This is a genomic window from Pseudomonas sp. MWU12-2345, assembly GCF_023242385.1.
GTDB classification, from domain to species: Bacteria; Pseudomonadota; Gammaproteobacteria; order Pseudomonadales; family Pseudomonadaceae; genus Aquipseudomonas; species Aquipseudomonas gingeri_D.
In genome coordinates this window covers 538456-562565 of sequence record NZ_JALLJA010000001.1, presented here as the reverse complement: position 1 = coordinate 562565, position 24110 = coordinate 538456, and the positions used below count along the sequence as shown (strand labels likewise).

General features: G+C 61.0%; 20 protein-coding genes. 6 read left to right on the top strand and 14 right to left on the bottom strand.

Features of this window, described 5'->3' with window-relative positions:
- Positions 1 to 31: 31 nt before the first annotated feature.
- Positions 32 to 1675 carry an ATP-binding protein gene (locus tag M5C71_RS02460; protein ID WP_248767118.1) on the bottom strand — a complete coding sequence of 548 codons (1644 nt, stop codon included), beginning with the start codon at positions 1673 to 1675 and terminating at the stop codon, positions 32 to 34.
- Between the two features lie 135 nt (positions 1676 to 1810).
- Here M5C71_RS02460 and M5C71_RS02455 point away from each other — a divergent pair, with 135 nt between their 5' ends.
- On the top strand, positions 1811 to 2980 hold the full coding sequence (locus tag M5C71_RS02455) for a PilT/PilU family type 4a pilus ATPase (RefSeq protein ID WP_103495651.1): 1170 nt from the start codon (positions 1811 to 1813) through the stop codon (positions 2978 to 2980).
- A gap of 103 nt (positions 2981 to 3083) precedes the next feature.
- On the opposite strand, the gene M5C71_RS02450 is transcribed toward M5C71_RS02455, so the two are convergent.
- The 8 genes from M5C71_RS02450 to M5C71_RS02415 all read right to left on the bottom strand — a co-directional run bounded on the left by M5C71_RS02450 (position 3084) and on the right by M5C71_RS02415 (position 12769).
- Complete coding sequence (locus M5C71_RS02450; protein WP_248746496.1) at positions 3084 to 4022, bottom strand: carbohydrate kinase; 939 nt, start codon at positions 4020 to 4022, stop codon at positions 3084 to 3086.
- Between the two features lie 6 nt (positions 4023 to 4028).
- Positions 4029 to 5519 carry a xylulokinase gene (xylB, locus tag M5C71_RS02445; protein WP_248767117.1) on the bottom strand — a complete coding sequence of 497 codons (1491 nt, stop codon included), beginning with the start codon at positions 5517 to 5519 and terminating at the stop codon, positions 4029 to 4031.
- A gap of 128 nt (positions 5520 to 5647) precedes the next feature.
- Positions 5648 to 7132 carry a mannitol dehydrogenase family protein gene (locus M5C71_RS02440; RefSeq protein WP_248767116.1) on the bottom strand — a complete coding sequence of 495 codons (1485 nt, stop codon included), beginning with the start codon at positions 7130 to 7132 and terminating at the stop codon, positions 5648 to 5650.
- Positions 7133 to 7150: 18 nt separating this feature from the next.
- Positions 7151 to 8254 carry a sn-glycerol-3-phosphate ABC transporter ATP-binding protein UgpC gene (ugpC, locus tag M5C71_RS02435; protein WP_103495647.1) on the bottom strand — a complete coding sequence of 368 codons (1104 nt, stop codon included), beginning with the start codon at positions 8252 to 8254 and terminating at the stop codon, positions 7151 to 7153.
- A 21-nt stretch (positions 8255 to 8275) separates the two neighbouring features.
- Positions 8276 to 9112: a carbohydrate ABC transporter permease gene (locus tag M5C71_RS02430; protein ID WP_100941163.1), complete on the bottom strand. Its 837-nt coding sequence runs from the start codon at positions 9110 to 9112 to the stop codon at positions 8276 to 8278.
- Between the two features lie 10 nt (positions 9113 to 9122).
- Complete coding sequence (locus M5C71_RS02425; protein ID WP_248746557.1) at positions 9123 to 10022, bottom strand: sugar ABC transporter permease; 900 nt, start codon at positions 10020 to 10022, stop codon at positions 9123 to 9125.
- A 177-nt stretch (positions 10023 to 10199) separates the two neighbouring features.
- Complete coding sequence (locus tag M5C71_RS02420; RefSeq protein ID WP_103495653.1) at positions 10200 to 11510, bottom strand: sugar ABC transporter substrate-binding protein; 1311 nt, start codon at positions 11508 to 11510, stop codon at positions 10200 to 10202.
- Positions 11511 to 11797: 287 nt separating this feature from the next.
- Positions 11798 to 12769, bottom strand: coding sequence for a DNA-binding protein (locus M5C71_RS02415; RefSeq protein WP_248767115.1), 972 nt, complete (start codon positions 12767 to 12769; stop codon positions 11798 to 11800).
- Between the two features lie 177 nt (positions 12770 to 12946).
- Here M5C71_RS02415 and M5C71_RS02410 point away from each other — a divergent pair, with 177 nt between their 5' ends.
- The 3 genes from M5C71_RS02410 (at position 12947) to ahpF (ending at position 16278) form a co-directional block, all read left to right on the top strand.
- A complete protein-coding gene (locus M5C71_RS02410) occupies positions 12947 to 13891 on the top strand; it encodes a site-specific integrase (RefSeq protein ID WP_248767114.1) in 945 nt (314 codons plus the stop codon).
- Between the two features lie 132 nt (positions 13892 to 14023).
- Entirely contained in the window at positions 14024 to 14587 is a 564-nt protein-coding gene (gene ahpC / locus M5C71_RS02405; protein ID WP_100941167.1) for an alkyl hydroperoxide reductase subunit C, read from the top strand.
- Positions 14588 to 14712: 125 nt separating this feature from the next.
- A complete protein-coding gene (gene ahpF, locus M5C71_RS02400) occupies positions 14713 to 16278 on the top strand; it encodes an alkyl hydroperoxide reductase subunit F (protein ID WP_248746500.1) in 1566 nt (521 codons plus the stop codon).
- Between the two features lie 66 nt (positions 16279 to 16344).
- Here the strand turns inward: ahpF and gloA are convergent, their stop codons facing one another.
- The 4 genes from gloA to M5C71_RS02380 form a co-directional block, all read right to left on the bottom strand.
- A complete protein-coding gene (gene gloA, locus M5C71_RS02395) occupies positions 16345 to 16875 on the bottom strand; it encodes a lactoylglutathione lyase (protein ID WP_248767113.1) in 531 nt (176 codons plus the stop codon).
- 610 nt (positions 16876 to 17485) lie between these two features.
- Positions 17486 to 17842: a histone-like nucleoid-structuring protein, MvaT/MvaU family gene (locus tag M5C71_RS02390; protein WP_103495640.1), complete on the bottom strand. Its 357-nt coding sequence runs from the start codon at positions 17840 to 17842 to the stop codon at positions 17486 to 17488.
- A 242-nt stretch (positions 17843 to 18084) separates the two neighbouring features.
- A complete protein-coding gene (locus M5C71_RS02385) occupies positions 18085 to 19656 on the bottom strand; it encodes an EAL domain-containing protein (RefSeq protein WP_248767112.1) in 1572 nt (523 codons plus the stop codon).
- Between the two features lie 149 nt (positions 19657 to 19805).
- The gene (locus M5C71_RS02380) at positions 19806 to 20678 is read right to left on the bottom strand and encodes a LysR family transcriptional regulator (protein ID WP_152738877.1); all 873 of its coding nucleotides are present in this window, start codon (positions 20676 to 20678) and stop codon (positions 19806 to 19808) included.
- A gap of 88 nt (positions 20679 to 20766) precedes the next feature.
- Between M5C71_RS02380 and M5C71_RS02375 the strand changes: the two genes are divergently transcribed.
- The gene (locus M5C71_RS02375) at positions 20767 to 21708 is read left to right on the top strand and encodes an EamA family transporter (RefSeq protein WP_248767111.1); all 942 of its coding nucleotides are present in this window, start codon (positions 20767 to 20769) and stop codon (positions 21706 to 21708) included.
- A gap of 246 nt (positions 21709 to 21954) precedes the next feature.
- Positions 21955 to 23031, top strand: coding sequence for a 4-hydroxyphenylpyruvate dioxygenase (gene hppD, locus M5C71_RS02370; protein WP_152738881.1), 1077 nt, complete (start codon positions 21955 to 21957; stop codon positions 23029 to 23031).
- 122 nt (positions 23032 to 23153) lie between these two features.
- On the opposite strand, the gene M5C71_RS02365 is transcribed toward hppD, so the two are convergent.
- On the bottom strand, positions 23154 to 23795 hold the full coding sequence (locus M5C71_RS02365) for a DUF1345 domain-containing protein (RefSeq protein ID WP_103495635.1): 642 nt from the start codon (positions 23793 to 23795) through the stop codon (positions 23154 to 23156).
- Positions 23796 to 24110 lie beyond the last annotated feature (315 nt).

Here is a 24110-nt window from a genome sequence, read left to right as displayed (position 1 = left end):
CATGCGGCGGGCGCAGGATTATGCCCGAAGATCAGGACGTTTGCCCGATCATGTCGCGCACTCGGTTTGCCAGTGCATCCAGGGTAAAAGGCTTGGCGATCAGATCCATGCCCGGTTCAAGAAAACCCTGGCGCTCGGCAGCCTTCTCCGCATAACCGGTCATGAACAGCACCTTGAGCCCCGGCCGGTGCTGGCGGGCGACTTCCGCCAGTTGCCGGCCGTTCATCCCCGGCAGGCCGACATCGGTCACCAGCAGGTCGATGCGCAGGCTCGACTCCAGCAGCGGCAAGGCGGTCCGCGCGTCCGCCGCCGGGTGCACGGTATAACCCAGCTCGTCGAGGACATTGAGCACCAGCATCCGTACCGCCGGATCATCCTCCACCACCATCACCGACTCGTCGACCTCGGCCAGCGGCGATTCCGCGGGTTGCAGCGCCGGTCGCGGCGTCTCGGTTTGCGGCGCGTGATAGCGCGGCAGGTACAAGCGTACGCAGGTGCCTTTGCCCGGCTCGCTTTCCAGGGTGACGTGACCGCCGGACTGCTGGGCAAAGCCATAGATCATCGACAAACCCAGGCCCGTACCCTGGCCGATGGGTTTGGTGGTGAAGAACGGGTCGAACGCCTTGGCCAGGATCAACGGGCTCATGCCGGTGCCGTTGTCGCTGACGCCGATCATCACATAGTCACCGGCCTTGACCGGTTCCAGGGTGCTGATATCGCCGCCGTCGAGGTAGCTGTTGCTGGTCACGACGCGCAGCTCGCCGCCGTCGGGCATGGCGTCGCGGGCATTGATCACCAGGTTGAGCAGGGCGCTTTCCAGTTGCCCGGTGTCGGTGTTGACCGGCCACACGTCCTGGCCCAACTCGACTTTCAGGGTGATATGGGCCCCTTTGGTACGACTGAACAGCTCTTCCAGCGAGCGCACCAGTTGGTTGGGGTCGATACGTTTGCGGTCCAGCGATTGCCGCCGGGAAAACGCCAGCAGCCGGTGGGTGAGGGCCGCGGCCCGTTGCGCCGAGCTCACGGCGGCGTCGGCAAAACGGCCGATTTCGTCGCTACGTCCGGCGGCGATGTAACGTTGCATCAGATCCAGGCTGCCGATGATGCCGGTGAGCATATTGTTGAAGTCATGGGCGATGCCGCCGGTGAGTTGTCCCACCGCTTCCATTTTCTGCGCATGACGCAAGGCTTCTTCGGCCCGCTCGCGCTCGAACATCTCGTTCTGCAAGCGCTGGTTGGACTCGGCCAGCGCCCGGGTGCGCTGGGCGACGCGCTCTTCCAGGGTCTCGTTGAGATTGCGCAGGGCCTCTTCGGTGCGTTTGTGTTCGGTGATATCCAGCGCGGCACCGACAAAGCGCTGTGCCCGACCATGGGGGCCGAGGTGGCAGCGGCCCCGGGCAAAGACCCAGCGCACCTGGCCGTCGGCCTGCAATACCCGGTATTCTTCAGCGTGCTCGGTGTGCTGCTCCAGGCACTGCTTGATGCCGTGGGCCACCAGGGCACGGTCCTCAGGGTGCACACTGTCCAAGTAGACATTGATGGGCGTCTGGCTGGCCAGCGCCGGGTCGACTCCGTGCAATTGGGCGAAGTGGGCATCGGCGACAAAAAGATCCTGGTCGATATCCCAGTCCCAGGTACCGAGTCGGGTGGCGGTGTCGCCTTGAGATCCGTTCATAAACCTGCCTTGAAGGTGAAGCTTTGGGTTGCGCCGCGGCTTATTATCCCGCCAAGCTGTAGACATTCGTCACATTGAAATGACACAAGCTTAATCGCTAAACCTCTTTTTGACTGTATTGCGGACACCTTTGCCATGGATATCCACGCACTGCTGAAAACCCTGGCCGCCCAGGACGGTTCGGACCTGTACCTGTCCACCGGTGCGCCGCCCTGCGCCAAATTCAACGGCGTGCTCAAGCCGCTGGGCGGTGAATCGCTGAAACTCGGGGAAGTGGCGGCCATTGCCGACGGTATCATGGACGCCGAACAACGCCTGCAGTTCGAGCGCGAACTGGAAATGAACCTGGCGCTGTCCTTGCCGGGTGTCGGCCGTTTCCGGATCAATATCTTCAAGCAACGCAACGAAGTGTCCATCGTCGCGCGCAATATCAAGCTGGAAATCCCTCGTTTCGAAGACCTCAAGCTGCCGCCGATCCTGCTCGATACCATCATGGAAAAACGCGGGTTGGTGCTGTTCGTCGGCGCCACCGGTTCGGGCAAGTCGACGTCGCTGGCGGCGTTGATCGATTACCGCAACCGCCACAGCAGTGGCCATATCATCACCATCGAAGACCCGGTGGAGTATATCCATCGGCACAAGAAGTCGATCATCAACCAGCGCGAAGTCGGGGTCGACACCCGCAGTTTCCACGCGGCGCTGAAAAACACCCTGCGCCAGGCCCCGGATGTGATCCTGATCGGCGAGATCCGCGACCGCGAAACCATGGAACACGCCCTGGCCTTCGCCGATACCGGGCACCTGGCGATCTCCACCCTGCACGCCAACAACGCCAACCAGGCGCTGGACCGCATCATCAACTTCTTCCCGGAAGACCGCAGGCCGCAGTTGCTCAACGACCTGGGCAACAACCTCAAGGCCTTCGTTTCACAGCGTCTGGTCGCGACCCTTGACGGCAAGCGCCGGGCGGCGGTGGAAGTGATGCTGGGCACGCCGACGGTGCGTGATTTTATCAAGCGCAACGAGTTCTCCGAGCTCAAGGGCATCATGGAGAAGTCCGAGCTGATCGGCATGCGTACCTTCGATACGGCGCTGTTCGAGCTGGTGGTGGAGGGGGCGATCGACGAGGAAGAGGCGCTGAAGAACGCCGATTCGGTGAACAACCTGCGCCTGCGCCTGAAACTGCATCAGGATACCGCGGCCCTCACCGTGCAGAAGACGCCTCCCGCGCCGCCGGTCGCGGCGAAGGAGCTGGACGCCAAGGATTGGGGGTTGGTGGAGGATGGCAACTCTCCGCGCGGTTGAATCTGTTGCCGGATTGGAATGCTTTGTCCCGACGTGACTGACAGGTTTCGGCAGCCCCCGTTATTGCTGGTCACGAGGGCGGCAGTCTTGGGCAGGGGCATTGTTACACCACCTGATGGCGATAGGGCAGGTCCGGTCCGGTGCGGCTGCAGGTAATGGCCGCGGCGCTGACGGCGAAGTTCAGCATCGCGTCGATCTGGGGCTTGTCCAGGCGTTCCAGACCTTGCACCGAGTCCAACTGCTGCTCGGTCAACCAGGCGATCAGGGCCGCCTGGAAGGTATCGCCGGCACCGACGGTGTCGGCGGTGATGACTTCACGGGCCGGCACCGACCAGTGACCATGCCGGCGACTGTAGACGCTGGCGCCCTGGGTGCCACGGGTCAGGAACACCAGTTGGCAGCGCTGGGCCAGCCATTCCTGGGCGATGCTCTGCGGGTCGCGATCCGGATAGAGCAGGCCCAGGTCCTCGTCGCTGACCTTGATCATGTCGGCATGTTCGGCCAGGGCCGCGATACGTTGGCGCCACAGTTCGATATTCGGTTCCGGGTTGAGCCTGACATTGGGATCAAGGGTGATCAGCCGGCGCCCGCTTTCCCGGCGTACCAGGGTCAGCAGGGTGTCGGCAATCGGTTGCACCACCAGGGAGAACGAGCCGATATGCAACCCACGCACCTCGTCGCCGAGTTTCGGCAGGTGGCCCGGTAGCAACTGCCGGTCGGCGCAGCCTTCACCACGGAAACTGTAATGGGGCGAGCCGTCGGCGCCCACGGCGACCATCGCCAGGGTGGTGGGGGCGTCGAAGTCCAGCAGGTAATCCGCGCGTACACCTTCTTCCTGCAGGACTTGCTGCAGGCGGCGCCCGAGGTAGTCGGTGGACAGCCCGGCAAACAATGCCGCATCGACCCCCAGACGGCGCAGGCCGACCGCGACGTTGAACGGCGAACCGCCGGCAATCGCCTTGAAATTCACTTTCGAGGTTTGCCCGCTCGCATCAGGCTCACTAAAAAAATCGAACAGCGCTTCACCACAGACCAGATACATGGGTACTCACTCTTGAAGGGCCGCTACCTGTTGGCGGTAGTGCTGATAAACGGGTTGGTAGGCGGCGACGTTGGCCGCGATTGGCCGGGTTTCGCTCGTCAGATCGAGACTGACGCAACGTTCGCACAGTTCGGCCAGATTTTGCACGCCGGCGGACTCGCACCAGGCCGCCTGGATCGCCGCACCGAGGGCCGCGGCTTCGCTCTGGCGGGTGCAGACCACCGGGGTGTCCATGATATCGGCGACCATCTGCCGCCACACCGGACTTTTCGAACCGCCACCGGTCAGGCGGATGCCGTGGCTCCGCAGGCCGGCTTCGCGTAGCAGGTCCAATCCGTAACGCAGGCCGAAGGTGGTGCCCTCGACCACCGCGCGACAGAGATTGGCCTGGGTCAGGTTGGTCAGGGTCAGGCCTGACAGGCTGCCCGTGGCCTGTGGCAGGGCGGGGACCCGTTCGCCGTTGAGAAACGGCAGCATGCTGACCCCTTCGGCGCCGATCGGGGCTTGCTCGACCCGGGCATTGAAGTCGTCGAGCCCGAGATTGAACAGCTCACGCACGGCACCGGTGGCGTTGGTCAGGTTCATGGTGCAGATCAGCGGCAGCCAGCCGCCGCTGGAGGAGCAGAAGGCCGCGACCGAGGCGTGGGGGCTGATCAGCGGTTGGTCGGCATAGGCATAGACCGTACCGGACGAGCCCAGGCTCATGGTGATGATCCCGGCCTGGATATTGCCGGTGCCGATGGCGCCCATCATGTTGTCGCCACCACCGCTGGAGACCAGGGCGTTGGGGTTGATGCCCAGCAGCCCGGCGATCTCGGGAAGGATCCGGCCCACCGGCTGATGGGCTTCGATCAGCTCCGGCAAGGCCGCTTGCAGGCGCCCGCTGGGGTCGATCTCGTGCAGCAGCGGCAGGTCCCAGCAGCGCTTGCGCACATCGAAATAGCCGCTGCCCGAGGCGTCGCCGTATTCCGCGCAGCTACGGCCGGTAAGCCAGTAGTTGAGGTAGTCGTGGGGCAGCAGTATATGGGCGATCCGGGCGAACAGGTGCGGGTGCTGCTCTTGGGTCCAGAGCAACTTGGACACGGTATAACCGGGCGCGATGACCAGGCCTAGGCGTTCGAGTGAACCCTGTTCGCCTCCCAGCTGTTCCAGAAGACGCTGGTTTTCCGGGGTGGTTTCGGTGTCGCACCAGAGCTTGGCCGGGCGCAGGACCTGGCCTTGTTCATCGAGCAGGACCAGGCCGTGTTGCTGGCCGGAGACGCCGATAGCGAGGATTGCCTGGCCGTCGACGCTGGCCGCGGCCAGTGCTTGCCGGGTGGATTGGACGAAAGCGTCCAGCCATTGCCCGGTGTCCTGTTCGCGGCGACCGTTGGCGCCGCTGATCATCGTATGAGGTGCCGAGCCCTGGCCCAGCACCTGACCGCTGACGCTGTCGAGGACGATGGCCTTGGTGCCTTGGGTACCGCAATCGATACCGAGATAGAGTTTCTGATTCATGACGGTGCCCGGAGTTGGAACTGGATCACTGCATCGTTGTGGGAGCTGAGCTTGCTCGCGAAGGCGTCCGTGAGACCGCCAAAAGCTTCGCGGGCAAGCTCCGCTCCCACAGGTTCATGTTTCGATCTCTAGGCCGTAATCTTGGCCAACAAACGCTCCAGCGTCTTGCTCACGCCCACTTCCCGCAAGCTGTTGAAGCAGCGTTCGAAAGCGGCGATAAACTCGGCGGACTGGGGAATCGCGGTGCCGAAAATCTCCTCGACAGCGAACAGCCGCTGCACGATCAAGGTGTCATCCGCCACCAGTGCCTGGCAGAACTCGGCCCGTGGGTCCGGAATGCTGTAGGTCGTGCCGTTTTCATCGACACCCTTGAGGTACAGGGCCCAGGCCGCCACAACCAGCGCCGCGCGCTCGGTCTCGCGACCGTCGGCGATCAGCCGGTTGATGGTCGGGATGGTGAATTTGGGAAACTTCGACGAGCCATCGGAGCAGACCCGCTCCAACTGGTCGGCAATCGCCTGGTTGGAGAAGCGCTGCACCAGGGTGTCCTTGTACTCGGTCAGGTCGATACCCGGCACCGGCGCCAGCTGCGGGGTGACATCCAGGTCCATGTAGACACGCATGTACTTGACGAACAGCGGGTCGTTCATGGTCTCGTGGACAAACCGGTAACCCTTGAGGAAACCCAGGTAGGTCAGGGCCAGGTGGCTGCCGTTGAGCAGCTTGATCTTCATCTCTTCATAGGGCGTGACGTCGCCGGTGAACTGCACGCCGACCTTTTCCCAGGCCGGGCGGCCGTTGACGAACTTGTCTTCCAGCACCCATTGCACAAAAGGTTCGCAAACTACCGGCCAGGCGTCGTCGACGGCGTGTTCGTCGTGCAGTTGCAGGCGGTGGGCGGTGCTGGTCATCGGCGTGATGCGATCGACCATGGCATTGGGAAAGCTCACATGGGTGGCGATCCAGTCATGCAGGTCGGCGTCGCGCAAGGCGGCGAAAGCCAGCAGGGCCTTGCGGGCCACCGCGCCGTTGTGGGGCAGGTTGTCGCAGGACATCAGGGTGAAGGCCGGGATACCGGCGGCCCGGCGCTTGGCCAGGGCCGCGCAGAGAAAGCCGAAGACGGTCTGCGGCGCCTCGGGGTGGCTGAGGTCGTGCTGGATCTGCGGCAGGTGCGTCATGAACTCGCCGTTGCTGTCGTCGATGCAGTAACCACCTTCGGTGATGGTCAGCGAAACGATGCGGATCTCTGCCGAGGCCAGCTTGTCGATCAGCGCCTGGCGGTCGTCCTCGGCCAGCAGCATATCGCTGATGGCGCCGATCACCCGGACTTCGGTGTCGTCGCTGTCGCCCAGCTCAAACAAGGTAAAGAGGTAGTCCTGCCCGGCCAGGTCATCCCGGGCGCGGCGGTCTTCGCTGCGCAGGCCGGCCCCGCAGATGGCCCAGTCCAGGCCCTCGCCGGTGTTCATCAGGGCATCGGTGTAGTACGCCTGGTGGGCGCGATGGAAACCGCCGACGCCGATATGGACGATGCCCTGGCGGGTATCGGCCAGGTTGTAGAGGGGCAGGCGCACTTCAGGGGCCAGTCGATGCAGATTCTGCTTGTTCAGTTTCATGGCTAAGGCTCTCGGCAATCAGGCGGCAGCGCGCAACGGACGGGCGACCGCTACACCGTTGGCATCGAATAAATGGCAGTGGCTGCTGTCCAGGTGCAGCTTGAGGGTTTCCCCGTACTGGCTGGCCATGTCCCCGCGGATACGCATGGTCAGGGCTTCGCCGGAGGCGGTGCGCACATGGCAGAAGGTGTCGCTGCCCAGGCGCTCGCCGACATCGGCGGTGACCTGCAAGGTGCAGTCGCCGGGCTTGGCGAGTTCCAGGTGCTCCGGGCGAATCCCCAGGGTCACCGGGCTGCCGACGCTGAGGCCGGGGTCGCTCAGCGGCAGGCTGATGCGGGTGCCGGCCTCCAGTTCGACTTCACAGCCCTGGCCGTCGAGGCGACTGACCTTGCCCTTGAGAAAGCCCATTTTCGGCGTGCCGAGGAAGCCGGCGACAAACAGGTTGGCCGGTGCGTGATAGAGCTCCAGGGGCGAACCGACCTGCTCGACGCGCCCGGCATTGAGCACCACCACCTTGTCGGCCAGGGTCATGGCTTCGACCTGGTCGTGGGTCACGTAGATCATGGTGGCCTGCAACTCTTTGTGCAGGCGCGCCAGTTCCAGGCGCATCTGTACCCGCAGGGCGGCGTCGAGGTTGGACAGCGGTTCGTCGAACAGGAAAATCTTCGGGTTGCGCACAATGGCGCGGCCGATGGCGACGCGCTGGCGCTGGCCGCCGGAGAGTTGCTTGGGTTTGCGCTCCAGCAGCGGGCCGAGCTCCAGGATCCGCGCGGCTTCATTGACCTTGCGTTCCACCTCGGTCTTGGCCTCGCCGGCCAGGTCGAGGGCGAAGGACATGTTCTTGCGTACGCTCATATGCGGGTACAGGGCGTAGGTCTGGAAGACCATCGCCAGGTCGCGCTTGGCCGGGCTGACTTCGGTGATATCGCGACCGTCCAGCTCGATGGTGCCGGAGGTGACCTCCTCGAGACCCGCGATCAGTCGTAGCAGGGTCGATTTACCGCAGCCCGACGGGCCGACGAAGACCACGAACTCGCGGTCGTTCACTTGCAGGTCGATGCCCTTGATGATGGACAGGCCTTCGAAGCCCTTTTGCAGATTCTTGATTTTCAGGTTGGCCATGGTGAGGCTCCTTTTAAGTATTTATTTCACAGCGCCGAAGGACAAACCGCGCACCAATTGCTTCTGGCTGATCCAGCCGAAGATCAGGATCGGCGCACAGGCCAGGGTCGAAACGGCCGATAATTTGGCCCAGAACAAACCTTCGGGGCTTGAGTAGGAGGCGATCAATGCGGTCAGCGGCGCGGCCTGGGAGGAGGTCAGGTTCAATGACCAGAAAGCCTCGTTCCAGCACAGGATCAGCGACAGCAGCAGGGTCGAGGCCAGCCCGCCCTTGCTGATCGGCAGCAGCACCCGGACCATTTCCTGCCACAGGGTCGCGCCGTCGAGGCGAGCGGCCTCGAGGATGTCCTTGGGGATGTCCTTGAAGTAGGTGTAAATCATCCAGACCACGATCGGCAGGTTGATCAGGGTGTAGATCACGATCAGCGCCAGGCGCGTGTCCAACAGGCCGAAGGATTTGGCCAGCAGGTAGATCGGCATCAGCACGCCCACCGGCGGTAGCATCTTGGTAGAGAGCATCCACAGCAGGGTGCGTTTGGTCCTTTGGGTTTCATAGAACGCCATGGAGTAGGCCGCCGGCACCGCGATCAGCATGCACAGCAAGGTGGCGCTGAAGGAGATCACCACCGAGTTCCAGGCGAAGTGGAAGTAGTCGCTGCGCTCCTGGATATGCAGGTAGTTCTCCAGCGTCGGGGTGAAGAAGAACTGCGGCGGCGTGGCGAACGCGTCGATCTCGGTCTTGAAGCTGGTCAGCACCATCCAGAAGATCGGGAAGAAGATCAGGATCGCGATGGCCCAGGCCAGGGTGCCGAGCAGAACGCTTTGCAGGCGCCGGGATTGTTTGAGTGTGAGGGTCATGGCGCGGGCCTCAAGGCTTGTCTGTCAGGTTTTTGCCGATCATCCGGACCAGGATGATCGCGGCGATATTGGCGATGACCACGGCGATCAGGCCGCCGGCCGAAGCCATGCCGACATCGAACTGCACCAGGGCCTGGTTGTAGATCAGGTAGGCCAGGTTGGTCGAGGCGTAGCCCGGACCACCGTTGGTGGTGGTGAAAATTTCCGCGAACACCGAGAGCAGGAAGATGGTTTCGATCATCACCACCACGGCAATCGGCCGGGCCAGGTGCGGCAGGGTCAGGTGCCAGAAGATCGCCACGGGACCTGCTCCGTCGAGGCGCGCGGCTTCTTTCTGTTCCTGGTCGAGGGACTGCATGGCGGTCATCAGGATCAGGATGGCGAAGGGCAGCCACTGCCAGGAGACGATGATGATGATCGACAGCAGCGGGTAATGGGCCAGCCAGTCCACCGGCTGTGCGCCGAACACTCGCCACAGCGCGGCGAGAATCCCCGAGACCGGGTGGAAAATCAGGTTTTTCCAGATCAGCGCACCGACGGTGGGCATGATGAAGAAGGGCGAAATCAACAGGACCCGGACAATGCCGCGGCCGAAGAACTCACTGGCTTCCAGCAGCGCCGAGATCAGCACGCCGAACACCACGCTGATCAGCAGCACGCTGCCCACCAGGAGCAGGGTGTTGGTGGCGCCCGGGAGAAAGCCCGAGTCGGTCAGGAAGTAGGTGTAGTTTTCCAGGCCGACAAACTGGTTCTCGCCCGGATAGAGCAGGTTGTAGCGGATCAGCGAAAAGTAAACGGTCATGCCCAGGGGCACGATCATCCACAGCAGCAACAGGCCGACTGATGGTGAGACCAGAAACCAGCCGGGGTTGCGCAAACGGCTTTTGCGCAGCGGCTGGGGTATATCCATATGGGCTTTGGCAGTGGAGGTATTCATGGTGATCAGAACCAATGGAAGGCAAATAGCGAACAGGTATTGCGCGGGTTCGGGAGGACGGGCTTGCTGGCGATGACGGCTTTGAGGCCGTCAAAAGCTTCGCGAGCAAGCTCTGCTCCTACAGGGACGGTGTGTTGTCCCTGAATGGGGTTACTTCGGATAACCCGCGCGTTTCATTTCGCGTTCGGTGAAGGTCTGGGCATCGGCCAGGGCCTTGTCGACGGTGGTCTGGCCGGTCAGTGCGGCGGAGAACTGCTTGCCGACCTGGGTGCCGATGGCCTGGAACTCGGGAATGGTCACCAGTTGGATCCCGACATAAGGCACGGGCTTGGCGCTCGGGTCTTTCGGGTTGGCGGCCTTGAGGGATTCCAGGGTGATCTTGGCGAACGGCGCGGCCTTCATGTAGGCATCGCTGTAGGTCGAGGCGCGAGTGCCTGGCGGTACGTTGGCAATGCCGTCTTCCTTGGCCACCAGCGCGCCGTACTCCTTGGAGGTGGCCCAGCTGCTGAAGACTTTCGCCGCGTCCTTGGCCTTGGAACTGGTCGGGATCGCCAGGGCCCAGGAGTAGAGCCAGGCCGAGCCTTTCTCGGTGACCTGATGCGGCGCGTAGGTAAAGCCGACGTGGTCGGCGACCTTGCTCTGGGTCTTGTCGGTGACGAAGGAACCGGCCACGCTGGCGTCGACCCACATGGCGCACTTGCCGCTGTTGAACAGCGCCAGGTTTTCGTTGAAACCGTTACTCGAAGCGCCCGGCGGGCCGGCTTTTTTCATGGTGTCGACGTAGAAGTTCAGGGCGTTCTTCCACTCCGGGCCGTTGAATTCCGGCTGCCACTTCTCATCGAACCAGCGCGCGCCGTAGGCATTGGCGACGGTGGTGATCAGGGCCATGTTCTCGCCCCAGCCGGCCTTGCCCCGCAGGCAGATACCGTATTGCTCCTTGTCGGGGTGGTTGAGCTTGCCGGCGAACTCGCCGATCTGTTCCCAGGTCGGGCGCTCGGGCATGGTCAGGCCGGCGTCCTTGAACAGGTCGGTGCGGTAGTAGGTCATGGAGCTTTCGGCGTAGAACGGCAGGGCGAACAGGGTGCCCTTGACGGAAAGACCGTCACGTACCGACGGGAATACGTCATCGATATCGTAGGCGGCGGGCAGGTTGTTCATCGGTTCCAGCCAGCCTTTGGCGCCCCAGAGTGCAGCTTCGTACATGCCGATGGTCAGCACGTCGAACTGGCCGCCCTGGGTGGCGATATCGGTGGTCAGGCGTTGGCGCAGGACGTTTTCTTCCAGGACCACCCAGTTGAGCTTGATGTCCGGGTGCTCGGCTTCGAAGGTTTTCGACAGCTTCTGCATGCGAATCATGTCGCTGTTGTTGACGGTGGCGATGGTCAGGGTCTGGGCGGCAAGACTGACGCCGCTGAGGGTGAGACCGGTGGTGACAAGCAGTGCGGTGGCAATGGCTTTCATCGAACACTCCTCTTCATTACGCACGGAGGCGCTGAAGGTCAGTTTATTGTTGTTGTGTCTTCCGGTGTCCAGGAAGAATCTGGCATTGATTACAGCCTTCAAACGCCGTCCTGACAAATCCTTGACGACACTTCGTTCGGTACTTTTTTGCACTGGGGCAGAATGTCGCAGGTCGGCGAAACCGCCGATCGAGATAGGGGAGTGGGGATTTGCGGGGGGATGAGGGGGTGAATCCGTATAGATTCGCGAGGATACGGCTTCTTGTTGAGGCCGTATCGCCAGTCGGGCTACAGGGGGGCGTGAAGCTCTTTCAGTGCGGTTTCGGATTCAGCCAGCTTGCGTTCAAGCGCTTGGCTTCGTCCCTGCTGATCCGTCAGTTCAAGCTTTAGCGACTCACTTTCCGCCAAGGCCACCCGCAGGCGTTCCTGAAGCAGGGTGCCGGCATTCTCCAGCGTTTGCGCCTGTTGAAGCTGCCGCTCCGTGCGCTGCTGCTCTTTATCCAACTGCTCCTGCGCCAGCTTGAGGGCCTTCGCGGTTCCCCGGCTCTCGGCCAGCAGCCGCTCATTGTCACGATTCAGTTGAGTGATCTCGTCCTGGCGCACCAGCGCACTTTGCTGGGCCTGGCGTAGCTCCATCTGTACCTGTTGGATCTGCGTCTCATGTCGGCGCTGTTCCTGGTCGCGCTGATCGCTGGCTGCACTGCGGAAGTGCTCCAGTGCTTCGCGGGCGTGCAGATGCTTGTCCTCCAGCGAGCGGATCTGCTGGTCCTTGTCCTTGAGGCGCAATTCGTAATCGCTACAGGCCTGGCTCAGCCCGGCGTTGCGGGTCTGTTCGGTCTGCAGCATCGAGCGGGTGGTTTGCAGGTTGCGCGACTCATCGGCCAGGGCCACGGCCTGGATCTCGAACTGGCGCTGCTGTTGCTCCATCTGCCGGGCCATCTCGGCCAATTGTGCCTGCCATTCGGCTTTTTCCGCCGCCAGTTGTGCCCGGGCCTGCTCGACAGGTTCCCGAGCCTGTTCCTGGAGGCGTTGTGCCAGACGCGAAACCAGTTCGCCCAGCTCTTCGTCGACTGACTCCATGGGCGCCACACGGCGCAGATCACCGTCATCCAGCTCCTTGAGATAGCGATGGATGGTGGTTTTGGACCCGGTATTGCCCATTTCGATACGTACCGCATCGATGCTCGGGTGCTCGCCGCGGGCGAGGATCGCCAAGCGTGCCGTTTGCACCACTGCCTTGTTTACGCCGCCGCGAGCCATGTTCTCTCCTACGATTTCGTACTGTGGTACGTACCATGTATTTACATAGCATATAGATAAAAACAAAAAGCCGATATTTGAAATTATTCACACGGGATATACTGGTATTACCCCGCGTGATAAGCCGCTTTCGCGATTTTGCCCGGGGAATCAGTACGAATGCCGGGAATCGAGGTCATGAACGAGCTGGACCGCTACCTGCAGGCGGCTACGCGGGACAACACCCGTCGCAGCTATCAGGCCGCCATAGAACATTTCGAAGTGAGTTGGGGCGGTTTCCTGCCGGCCACCAGTGACAGCGTGGTGCGCTACCTGATGGCCCATGCCGGCGTACTGTCGATCAACACGCTGAAGTTGCGGCTGTCAGCCCTGGCGCAATGGCACAACAGCCAGGGTTTCGCCGATCCGACCAAGGCGCCTCTGGTACGCAAGGTGTTCAAGGGCATTCGCGCCCTGCACCCGGCGCGGGAGAAACAGGCCGAACCGCTGCAGTTGCAGCATCTGGAGCAAGTCGTCGCCCATCTCGATGGGCAAGCGACCCTGGCCCTGGCCGCCGATGATCGGCCGATGCTGCTGCGCGCCCGACGGGACAAGGCGCTGATCCTGCTGGGCTTCTGGCGGGGCTTTCGCAGCGACGAGCTCTGTCGCCTGGAAATCGAGCATGTCCGAGCTGTCGCAGGCTCCGGCATGACGCTGTATTTGCCGCGCAGCAAAAGCGACCGCGACAACCTCGGCCAGACCTACCAGGCCCCGGCCTTGCAGCGCCTGTGCCCGGTGCAGGCCTATATCGACTGGATCAACAGCGCCGCGCTGGTGCGCGGCCCGGTGTTTCGCGCCATTGACCGTTGGGGGCACCTGGGCGAGGAGGGCTTGCACGCCAACAGCATCATCCCCTTGCTGCGCCAGGCCCTGGAGCGCGCCGGGATTGCCGCCGAGCACTACACCAGCCATTCCTTGCGCCGTGGCTTCGCCACCTGGGCGCACCGCAGCGGCTGGGACCTGAAGTCGCTGATGAGTTATGTCGGTTGGAAGGACATGAAATCGGCCATGCGTTATATAGAGGCCAGCCCGTTTCCGGGCATGGGGCTCATCGTCGAAAAGCCGGTGGATCAAGGAGCATAAGATTTCTTCTATTAATAGTGTCTGCTCATAGCGAAAACCAATCGCGAGCATCAGCTTTGCCAATGAGCCAGAACGCAAAAGAATGGCTAGGATTCTCCCATCAACTTCTTAACCCCTGACGGAGAGTCAACGATGCCTATCATCAACAGCCAAGTTAAACCGTTCAAAGCAACCGCTTTCAAAAACGGCGCATTCGTCGAAGTCTCGGACGCTGACCTGAAAGGCAAGTGGTCGGTCGTGTTCTTCTACCCAGCTGACTTCACCTTCGTTTGCCCAACCGAACTGGAAGACCTGGCTGACAACTACGCCGAGTTCCAGAAACTGGGTGTTGAAATCTACAGCGTGTCGACCGACACCCACTTTGCCCACGCTGCCTGGCACAACACTTCGCCAGCCATCGGCAAAATCCAGTACACCATGATCGGCGACCCGACCCTGACCATCTCCCGCAACTTCGACGTACTGATCGAAGAAGCTGGCCTGGCCGACCGCGGTACTTTCGTGATCAACCCGGAAGGCCAGATCAAAATCGTTGAACTCAACGATGGCGGTGTCGGCCGTGACGCTTCCGAGCTGCTGCGCAAGATCAAGGCCGCTCAGTACGTTGCCGCTCACCCAGGCGAAGTCTGCCCAGCCAAGTGGAAAGAAGGCGAGGCCACCCTGGCTCCGTCTCTGGACCTGGTCGGCAAGATCTAAGTCCGTGAGTCATTCAAGGGCGGTCATCCGCACTTCATAAGTCAGCCGCACCGCCCCATAACGCCCGGGTGGTAATCACCTGGGCGTTGTTATTTCTACAGTATTGAAAAAGGGAAATCGCCCGCATGTTGGACGCCAATCTTAAAGCCCAGTTGAAGTCGTACCTGGAACGGGTTACGCAACCGATCGAGATCGTCGCCTCCCTTGATGACGGCGCGAAATCTCAGGAAATGCTCGCACTGCTCAAAGAAGTCGCCAGCCTTTCCACCCTGATCACCTTGTTGGACAACGGCCTTGATGCGCGCAAGCCATCGTTCTCGTTGAATCGCCCGGGAGCCGATATCAGCCTGCGTTTCGCCGGTATCCCCATGGGCCACGAATTCACTTCGCTGGTGCTGGCCCTGCTGCAAGTCGGCGGCCACCCTTCGAAGGCCAGTGTCGAAGTGATCGAACAGATCCGCTCGCTCAAGGGTGAGTTCAACTTCGAGACTTACTTCTCGCTGTCCTGCCAGAACTGCCCGGACGTGGTCCAGGCGCTGAACCTGATGGCGGTGCTGAACCCGAACATCCGCCACGTCGCCATCGACGGCGCGCTGTTCCAGGACGAAGTCAACGATCGCAAGATCATGGCTGTACCCAGTGTCTACCTCAACGGTGTGAACTTCGGCCAGGGCCGCATGGGCCTCGAGGAAATCCTCGGCAAGCTCGACACCGGCGCCATCGAGAAACAGGCGGAAAAAATCAGCGCCAAGGACGCCTTTGATGTCCTGGTGGTCGGCGGTGGCCCGGCCGGTGCCGCGGCGGCGATCTACGCTGCGCGCAAAGGTATTCGTACCGGTGTCGCGGCGGAGCGTTTCGGTGGCCAGGTGCTGGACACCATGGCGATCGAGAACTTTATCTCGGTCCAGGAAACCGAAGGGCCGAAACTGGCCAGCGCCCTGGAAGAGCATGTTCGCCAGTACGATGTCGATATCATGAACCTGCAACGGGCCAGTGCCCTGGTGCCGGCGAAGAATGCCGGTGAACTACACGAGGTGCGTTTTGAAAGCGGTGCCAGCCTCAAGGCGAAGACCGTGATCCTTGCCACCGGCGCCCGCTGGCGAGAAATGGGGGTGCCGGGCGAGCAGGAATACAAGGCCAAGGGCGTGTGCTTCTGCCCGCACTGTGACGGCCCGCTGTTCAAGGGCAAGCGTGTCGCGGTGATCGGTGGCGGAAACTCCGGTGTCGAGGCGGCCATCGACCTGGCCGGTATCGTCAGCCATGTAACGCTGCTGGAGTTCGACAGCAAGCTGCGCGCCGATGCCGTGCTGCAACGCAAGCTCTACAGCCTGCCGAACGTCAACGTTGTGACCAGCGCGCTGACCAGTGAAGTCAAGGGCGACGGGCAGAAGGTCACCGGCCTGGTCTACAAGGACCGTGATTCGGGTGAGTTCCACACCGTCGAGCTGGAAGGCATTTTTGTGCAGATCGGCCTGTTGCCGAACACCGACTGGCTCAAGGGCAGTGTCGAGCTGTCGCCGCGCGGCGAGATCATCGTCGATGCCCGTGGTGAAACCTCGTTGCCTGGCATTTTCGCGGCCGGTGACGTAACTACGGTGCCGTACAAGCAGATCGTGATCGCGGTGGGCGAGGGTGCCAAGGCCTCCCTGAGCGCCTTTGACCATCTGATCCGCAGCTCCGCTCCGGCTTGATATGGAAGCGTATTAAAAAGCCCCATGAATCCTTGATTCATGGGGCTTTTTCTTGACCGGGCGCTATCAGATGTCTTGCAGCGGCGCCGGCTGGATGATTTCCACCCAGTAGGCGTCCGGGTCCTTGACGAAGGCCAGGCTTTTCATGCGACCGTCGGTCAGGCGTTTCTGGAATTCGACGCCCAATTCTTCGAAGCGCGCGCAGGCCGCACGAATATCCGGCACCGAAATGCAGATATGGCCGAAGCCCCGTGGATCGGTATTGCCGTTGTGGTAGGCAAAATCAGGATCGCTTTCGGTGCCGTGGTTGTGGGTCAGTTCCAGGATGCCGGGAATCGACTTCATCCACTGGGTCCGTTCGGCAGCGTCGGCCGGGATCTGCGCCTTGTCCACCAGGGCAAGGAAATACAGGCTGAATTCGGCTTCCGGGAAATCACGTTTCTCCACCAGGGAGAAGCCCAGCACGCGGGTGTAGAAGTCCAGGGACCGGGTGGCATCCTTGACCCGCAGCATGGTGTGGTTGAACACGAAGCCCTGGGTGGCGGCGTCGGTTTGGGCGGTAACGCCGGGGAAGGTGTTCAGGTCTTGCAGGCTCATGGGCTCTCCGCAAAGCAGGTGAAAAAAAGCGGGCGATCATGGACGCGGCAGGCAGACTCGCCGATTCCGATCCTGTGGGACAGGATCATACTGAAGCGGGGCGCGGGCGCCAAATTCGGACGGACGGATTTTAGACTCGGGCACAGATATGCCGGGTAATAGCGGGCTACTTCGATTTTGTCGGGAAGTTATAGCGAAGTGTATAAAACTTGCCGAAGAGGCATAAAGAAGCCCGCCGAAGCGGGCATGGGGCGCTAATCCTTTAGCAGTCTGCATCCTGTAAGAATCGATGTGAAAAATGTGTGAAGAACGTGAATGGCTTGTTTTTCATCCGACAGACGTAATAGAGGTAGCGCATTCCCTCCGCTGGCTGTGAGAGATTTTTTACATGCAATTAAGAACAGTCGGAACGCTTGGGGTCGGTGAATAACGGGCGCGGTGTCGTTTTTGAGTGCTGCATTTCCGACGTTTGTCGCCGAGTAGGAACTCTTGCCTGAAAGAGTTGTCCCCGACAGACGCCGATTGTCGCCATCATGATACCGGTCGGTATGATTTTTGGGCTGCAAGGAAAAGCCCTGCCTGGGCAGGGCTTTCGCGTTCAAGCGTGAAGTCAGCCGCGCAGCCAGGAATCAACGGTCGCTGCCCCGTATTGTTCTTTCCAGGCTTTCAGGCCACGGTGATTGCCGCCCTTGGTCTCGATCAGTTCGCCAGTATGCGGGTTCTGGTAAACCTTGACCACGCGGGCGCGCCGCTGTTTGGGCGCCGCGGCGCCGGTTCTGCTTGGGTTCGGGTCGAGGATCGCGACGATGTCGCGCAGGCTCTTGTCGTAGGTTTTCATCAGGCCCTTGAGTTTTTCCTCGAACTCGATCTCCTTTTTGAGTCCGGCGTCATTCTTCAGGGCTTCCAGCTGGGCGAGTTGTTCTTTAAGGGCCTGTTCTGCGGCACGAAATACGGCGAGTTTGGACAAGATGTTTATCTCCACGAGTTGTATTCGGCTGCCAACCACCTAAAACAAAACGACAAGCCAATGCTTGCAACGGCTTTCGTCACGCGTATGCACCTGGGTGTGGCAGTGCGGAAAGTTACTTATAAGCCTGGGGGCTTCCTATCAATTTACTGCAGGCATGAAAAAGTGTAGTAGTTATCAGGCCAAGAGTAAATAACGAGGGTTAGACGTTGAAGAAATACCGATAGACAAGTGTCAGTGACTTATTCTGACAGCGCGACTTTATCCTCTTGCACGCTGATCTGTCGTTTGAAATTGTTAAGAAAGTCTTCCGCCGGCAATGGTTTACCAAACAAGTAGCCCTGGAGAAACTCGACGCCTCGGGCGCTCAGGTAGTCGCGTTGTAGTGGCGTTTCGACACCTTCGGCAACGATGCCCAGTTCGAGCTTGGCGCTCAATTCGATAATGCTCTCCAGGATATGCCCGGACAACGCGTCGGCGCCGATCATGGCGACGAAGCTCTGGTCGATTTTCAGGTAGTCGACATTGAACTGGCGCAAATAACTGAGGCTTGAATGCCCGGTGCCGAAGTCGTCAATGGCAATCATCACGCCCATCTCACGCAACTGGGCGAACAATTGCCGGGCAACGTCGCTGGGTTCGATCAGTTCCCGTTCCGTCAATTCCAATACCAGGCGCACCCGGCCCGGAGCAAAGGCGGCAAGAAAGTCACGGCAGTCGTCCAGCAGTGCGAGATCCTGGCAATGTCGGGCGGTGATATTCACGCCGACGTGAAAGCCGGGTTCAAAGGCCGCCGCGTGCGGGGCGAGGAGGGTGGCGGTCTGTTGCAGCAATGAACGGGTCATCGGTACGATCAGGCCGGAGTCTTCGGCCAGGGGAATGAACAGGTCCGGGCGCACCAACCCCTCACGGGGATGCTGCCAGCGCATCAGCACTTCCGCCCCGGCCCATTGGCGGCTATCGCTGCGCACCACCGGCTGGAAATAAGGAATGAATTCGCGGGCTTCGAGGGCTCGCCGCAGCTCGTGGGTCGGTGCGTTGGAGCGATTTTGCAACCAGCGCGTCGTGGCCGCGGCCAGCACTCCAAATACCAGCAGCAAGACCATCAGGGCCGGGTATTCCTTGCCGACGTAACGCCAGGCTTCTCCCGCCGGGAAGCCTGAACTGACGCTGAAGGGGAAGCGACTGGAGGACAAGCTCGCCTGACCGACGGCAAACCCGGGGGCTTCACCCTCGCGTACCTGGCCCTGGCCGGAGATCCAGACATTGCCGACCTGCAGGCACAAGCCGGCCTCACGCCCGATCAGGCGCAGGATATTGGCCAGGTGATAACCGTCGATACTGACCATGGCAGCGCCTTTGCCGTCCTGCAGGCGGTAGACCAGCAGTGAGGACTTGGGGGTGACCGGATTACCGTTCATCAACCAGAGCGTGCCGTCGACATAGTCCGCCGGGTCGACCGCTTCCTGATAAGGCCCGAACAAGGAAGTGCAATACAGGTTGTTGTTCCAGGCCAGGTTCGCGGCCCGGACAAAGGGCCGCCGGGTGACCTGTTCGCGCAGGGCCAGCTTGACGTCGTCGCAGGGCTGGCCGGCCAGGGGCAGGATGACATTGGCCGACTCGGCGGCATTGTCGAGCATCAGGTCGAACTGTTTCAGGGCCTCGCCGGCGGTTTTCCCGGCGTTCTGGCTCAAGGTCCGACCGGCTTGCCAATGCAGGATGGCGATCCCGGAGAGAATCGGCAGCAGGCCGATCAGCAGGCTCAAGGCGTAACGGGCGATCCAGGAGCGAGAACCTTTGGCGGTCAATGGCATTGAAGGGAACCTGTAGGGGCAAGGGCGCCTGGAAGAGTAATGCTGCTCACTTACTTAATCTTGAGTACCTACCTTGTGGGAGCTGGCTTGCCGGCGATGGCGTCCGTAAGAGCGCCAAAAGCTTCGCAGACAAGCACCGCTCCCACAGGCTATCTATATTCGAATCGACTGGCCAGGTCGATAAAAGCCTGGGTTGCCGGTGAGACCTGGCGTCGGTCGAGCACGGCGATCCCGATCTGGCGTATGACCGGCGGCGACAACGGCCGGCTGACGTAACCGGGGGCCGGGTGTTCCGGCAGGGATTGTTCGGCCACCACGGTCACGCCTTCACCACGGGCAACGGTCGCCAGGGTGCTGAGCAGTTGCGCGGTACGGTAGCGAATGTCCGGAACCAGTCGCTGGGCCGCGAACAGCTGGGACACCAACTCCCCGGAACCGGCTCCGGTGAGAATGAACGGATCCTGGCACAGCGCCTTGAGTTCAATGGCCGGCTGCTCGCACAACGGGTGGCCGACGGGGAGCAGGGCGACCATCTGGTCTTCCACCAGGGCAAAGGTGTCGAAGCGCTCCTGCGGCAGCACCACGAAACCCACGTCGATCCGCCGCTCTTCCAGCCATTGCAGTACCTGTCGATCAGGACCTTCGTCGACCTGCACCTGGATACCCGGATGTGCCTGCCGGTAGCGGGCCAGCAGCGTCGGCAGCAGCTTGGTCGAGGAAGTGGGCCCGAACGAGCCGATACGCAGGGTCCCGCGTTTCATGCCTCGGGCATCGGCGGCCTCCTGGCGCAAGGTGTCCGCCAGGCCCAGCATGGCCCGGGCCCGTTGCAGCAACTGTGCGCCGATATCCGTCAGTTCCACCTGGCCCTGGTGCCGACGCAGCAACTCGACACCCAACTCCTGCTCAAGCCCCTTGAGGGCATGGGAAACCGCCGACTGGCTGATCCCCAGGCGCAGGGCCGCACTGGTAAAGCCGCGCAGTTCGGCGACCTGGGAAAACACTTCCAGCTGGGTCAGGGTCATGAGCTTTTACTCATTTTACGATGAGTCGACATAAATAAAATAATGCAGCCAGTTTGACAACCCTCGTAATCGATCAGCAGGAGAAACCATGCACACACAGGTGTCCACCTTCGCCGCAGGCAGCGACCTGCGGGTCTACTTCAAGCTTGCCGGAGTCTCGATGATCTGGGGCGGGACCTTTGTCGCCGGGCGCTTCCTGTCCAGCGATATCGCGCCGTTGTTGCTGGCCAGCCTGCGCTTTCTCCTGGCCAGTGTGATCCTGCTGGTGTTTATCGTGGCGACGCGTATTACGCTGGTGCTGCCGGACAGGAAACAATTGGCTCAATTGGCGCTGCTGGGATTTTTCGGCATTTTTCTCTACAACCTCTGCTTCTTTTATGGTCTGCACTACATCAATGCTTCGCGGGCGTCATTGATCGTCGTGCTGAATCCGGCGGTATTCGGGCTGGCTTCATGGCTGTTCTTCAAGGAGCGGCTGAACGTAGCGAAGGTGCTCGGCATCCTGGTCTGCATGTGTGGTGCGGGGCTGGTGATTATCAGCGGCAACCGCAGCCTGTTCGATGGCGCGGCCCAGACCTGGATCGGTGACCTGCTGATCTTCGGCTGCGTGCTGTCCTGGGCGGTCTACTCGCTGTTCTCCCGTAACCTGACCCGGGTGCTGGGCCCGCTGACCACCGTGACCTATTCGATCTGGCTTGGTACGGCCATGCTCTGGCTGGCCACCTGGCTGCGCGGGGAGGCGAGTCTTGCGCTCATCGAAACCTTGAATCCACAACAGATGATGAGCCTGGTCTACCTCGGCGGCCTAGGTTCGGCGCTGGCCTATATCTGGTATTACGATGGCATCCAGCATATCGGTGCAACGCGTGCTGGCGTGTTTATCGGCCTCAATCCGTTGACCGCGGTGATCTGTGGCGCGCTATTGCTGGGCGAGCAGTTGACGCTGATCATGTGCCTGGGCGGCGGGTTGATCCTGGGCGGCATCTACCTGTGCAACCGACCGGCTTTGCGGCTGCCCGGGTCGAAATAAAAAAGGGATACGGACAAACCGGGTTACGCCATGTAGAATCTGGTTACGCATATAAGAATAACGTCTTCTGGCAGCAGAAGCCTCGCCCTGAGAGACTGGGTCGACATGAAGATATTTGGGTTCCAACTGATCTACGGCGATTTCCTGGCCCGCAGTGTGCGGGGCATTTCCTGTGCGCCACCCGCCGACGTCCGCATTGATAGCAACTAACTGACCGTTACTTGATAAAAATGATGAGGCGTCACCATGACCGATATCTTCGAAAACCCGATGGGCCTGATGGGCTTCGAGTTCATTGAATTCGCATCGCCGACCCCGAACACCCTGGAGCCGATCTTCGAGATCATGGGCTTCAGCAAGGTCGCGACCCACCGCTCCAAGAACGTGCACCTGTATCGCCAGGGCGCGATCAACCTGATCCTCAACAACGAACCCCACAGCGTGGCGTCGTACTTTGCCGCCGAGCATGGTCCTTCGGTATGTGGCATGGCTTTCCGCGTGAAAAACGCCCAGCAGGCCTATGCTCGTGCCCTGGAGCTGGGTGCCCAGCCGATCCATATCGCCACCGGCCCGATGGAGCTGAACCTGCCGGCGATCAAGGGCATCGGCGGCGCGCCGCTGTACCTGATCGACCGTTACGGCGAAGGCAGCTCGATCTATGACATCGACTTCGTCTACCTTGATGGCGTCGACCGCAATCCTCCGGGCGCGGGCCTGAAGATCATCGACCACCTGACCCACAACGTCTATCGCGGGCGCATGGCCTACTGGGCGAACTTCTACGAGAAGCTGTTCAACTTCCGCGAGATCCGTTACTTCGATATCAAGGGCGAATACACCGGCCTGACCTCCAAGGCCATGACCGCGCCGGACGGCATGATCCGCATCCCGTTGAACGAAGAATCGTCCAAGGGCGCGGGCCAGATCGAAGAGTTCCTGATGCAGTTCAACGGCGAGGGCATCCAGCACGTGGCCTTCCTCACCGACGACCTGGTCAAGACCTGGGATCAGTTGAAGAAGATCGGCATGCGCTTCATGACCGCGCCGCCGGAGACTTACTATGAGATGCTCGAAGGCCGTCTGCCGAACCATGGCGAACCGGTCGACGAACTGAAATCGCGCGGGATCCTGCTGGACGGTTCTTCCCAGGAAGGCGACAAGCGCCTGCTGCTGCAGATCTTCTCGGAAACCCTGATGGGGCCGGTGTTCTTCGAATTCATCCAGCGTAAAGGCGACGATGGTTTCGGCGAGGGCAACTTCAAGGCGCTGTTCGAGTCGATCGAGCGAGACCAGGTTCGCCGTGGTGTACTCGCGACCGAGTAACGCCCCGTTTTCTAAAGGCATACGCAACCCCTGTAGGAGCAGGGCTTGCCCGCGAAGGCGTTCTCAAGGACGCTAAAAGCTTCGCGGGCAAGCCCAGCTCCTACAGGACGGTGTGTTCTGGCTCAGCCAAACAACCCCGCCGCAATATTGATCGAAAACCCCAGAATCGCCGTATTGAACAGAAAGCCGATCAACGATTGCGCCAGCACCACCTTGCGCAATGCCTTGGTGGCTACGCCCACGTCCGAAGTCTGTACCGCTACGCTGATGGTGAAAGAGAAGTACAGGAAGTCCCAATAGTCCGGATGTTTCTCGCCATCGGCAAAGCGCAGGGGCGATTCTTCAGGTTCGCCCAGATAAAACTGCCGCGCGTAGTGCACGCTGAAAATCACCCCGATCAGCAGCCACGAGCCCATCACCGTCAGCCCGGTAAAGCCGTAATGCAGCAGGCGCGTGTGCATCTCCAGGTCCTTGCTGCCCGCCAGTTCGACGGTGATCGCCGCCAGGCTGGCAATCGCGGCAATCGATACCATCAGCAAGACTGTCCCGGCATTTTCGTCTTCGCGTTCGACGAAGCGTTGCACGTCTTCGGGTCGGGAGCGCACGGTCAGCCACAGCATCATGGCCAGATAGGCCCAGACGCCGGCATTCCAGCCGATCAGGATCTTGGTCAGTACCGGACTGACCGGAGCCAGTGCGCCGACGGCCAGGCCGAGGAGGGCGGAGAGGGTCAAGCGTGGATGGGTTCGGGCGAGATGGGGCATTGGCGCGCTCTGTTTTCAAGTATTCGCGCACCTTAACATGGACCTCGTCATACAGAATCGCCGCGCCCCCGTGCAGTGAGTTCGAAGAACTCGGGTTCCTCGTTCTGTCATATCCCGGCGACCCGGCCCCGTGTCTCGCCGCCTCCAGCGCAAGGCTCTTTGCCACTCCCGTAAAAGTGCCGGTATTACGTGGTGAAAGCGTCGCGAACACCCGAGAATTTATTTAAAAATCAATAAGATTCACCCGAGGTTTTTTCCTTTATCTGTCACCGGAACTTGAGAAGTTCTCATTCATGGCCTCACCCCTCAAGTCGT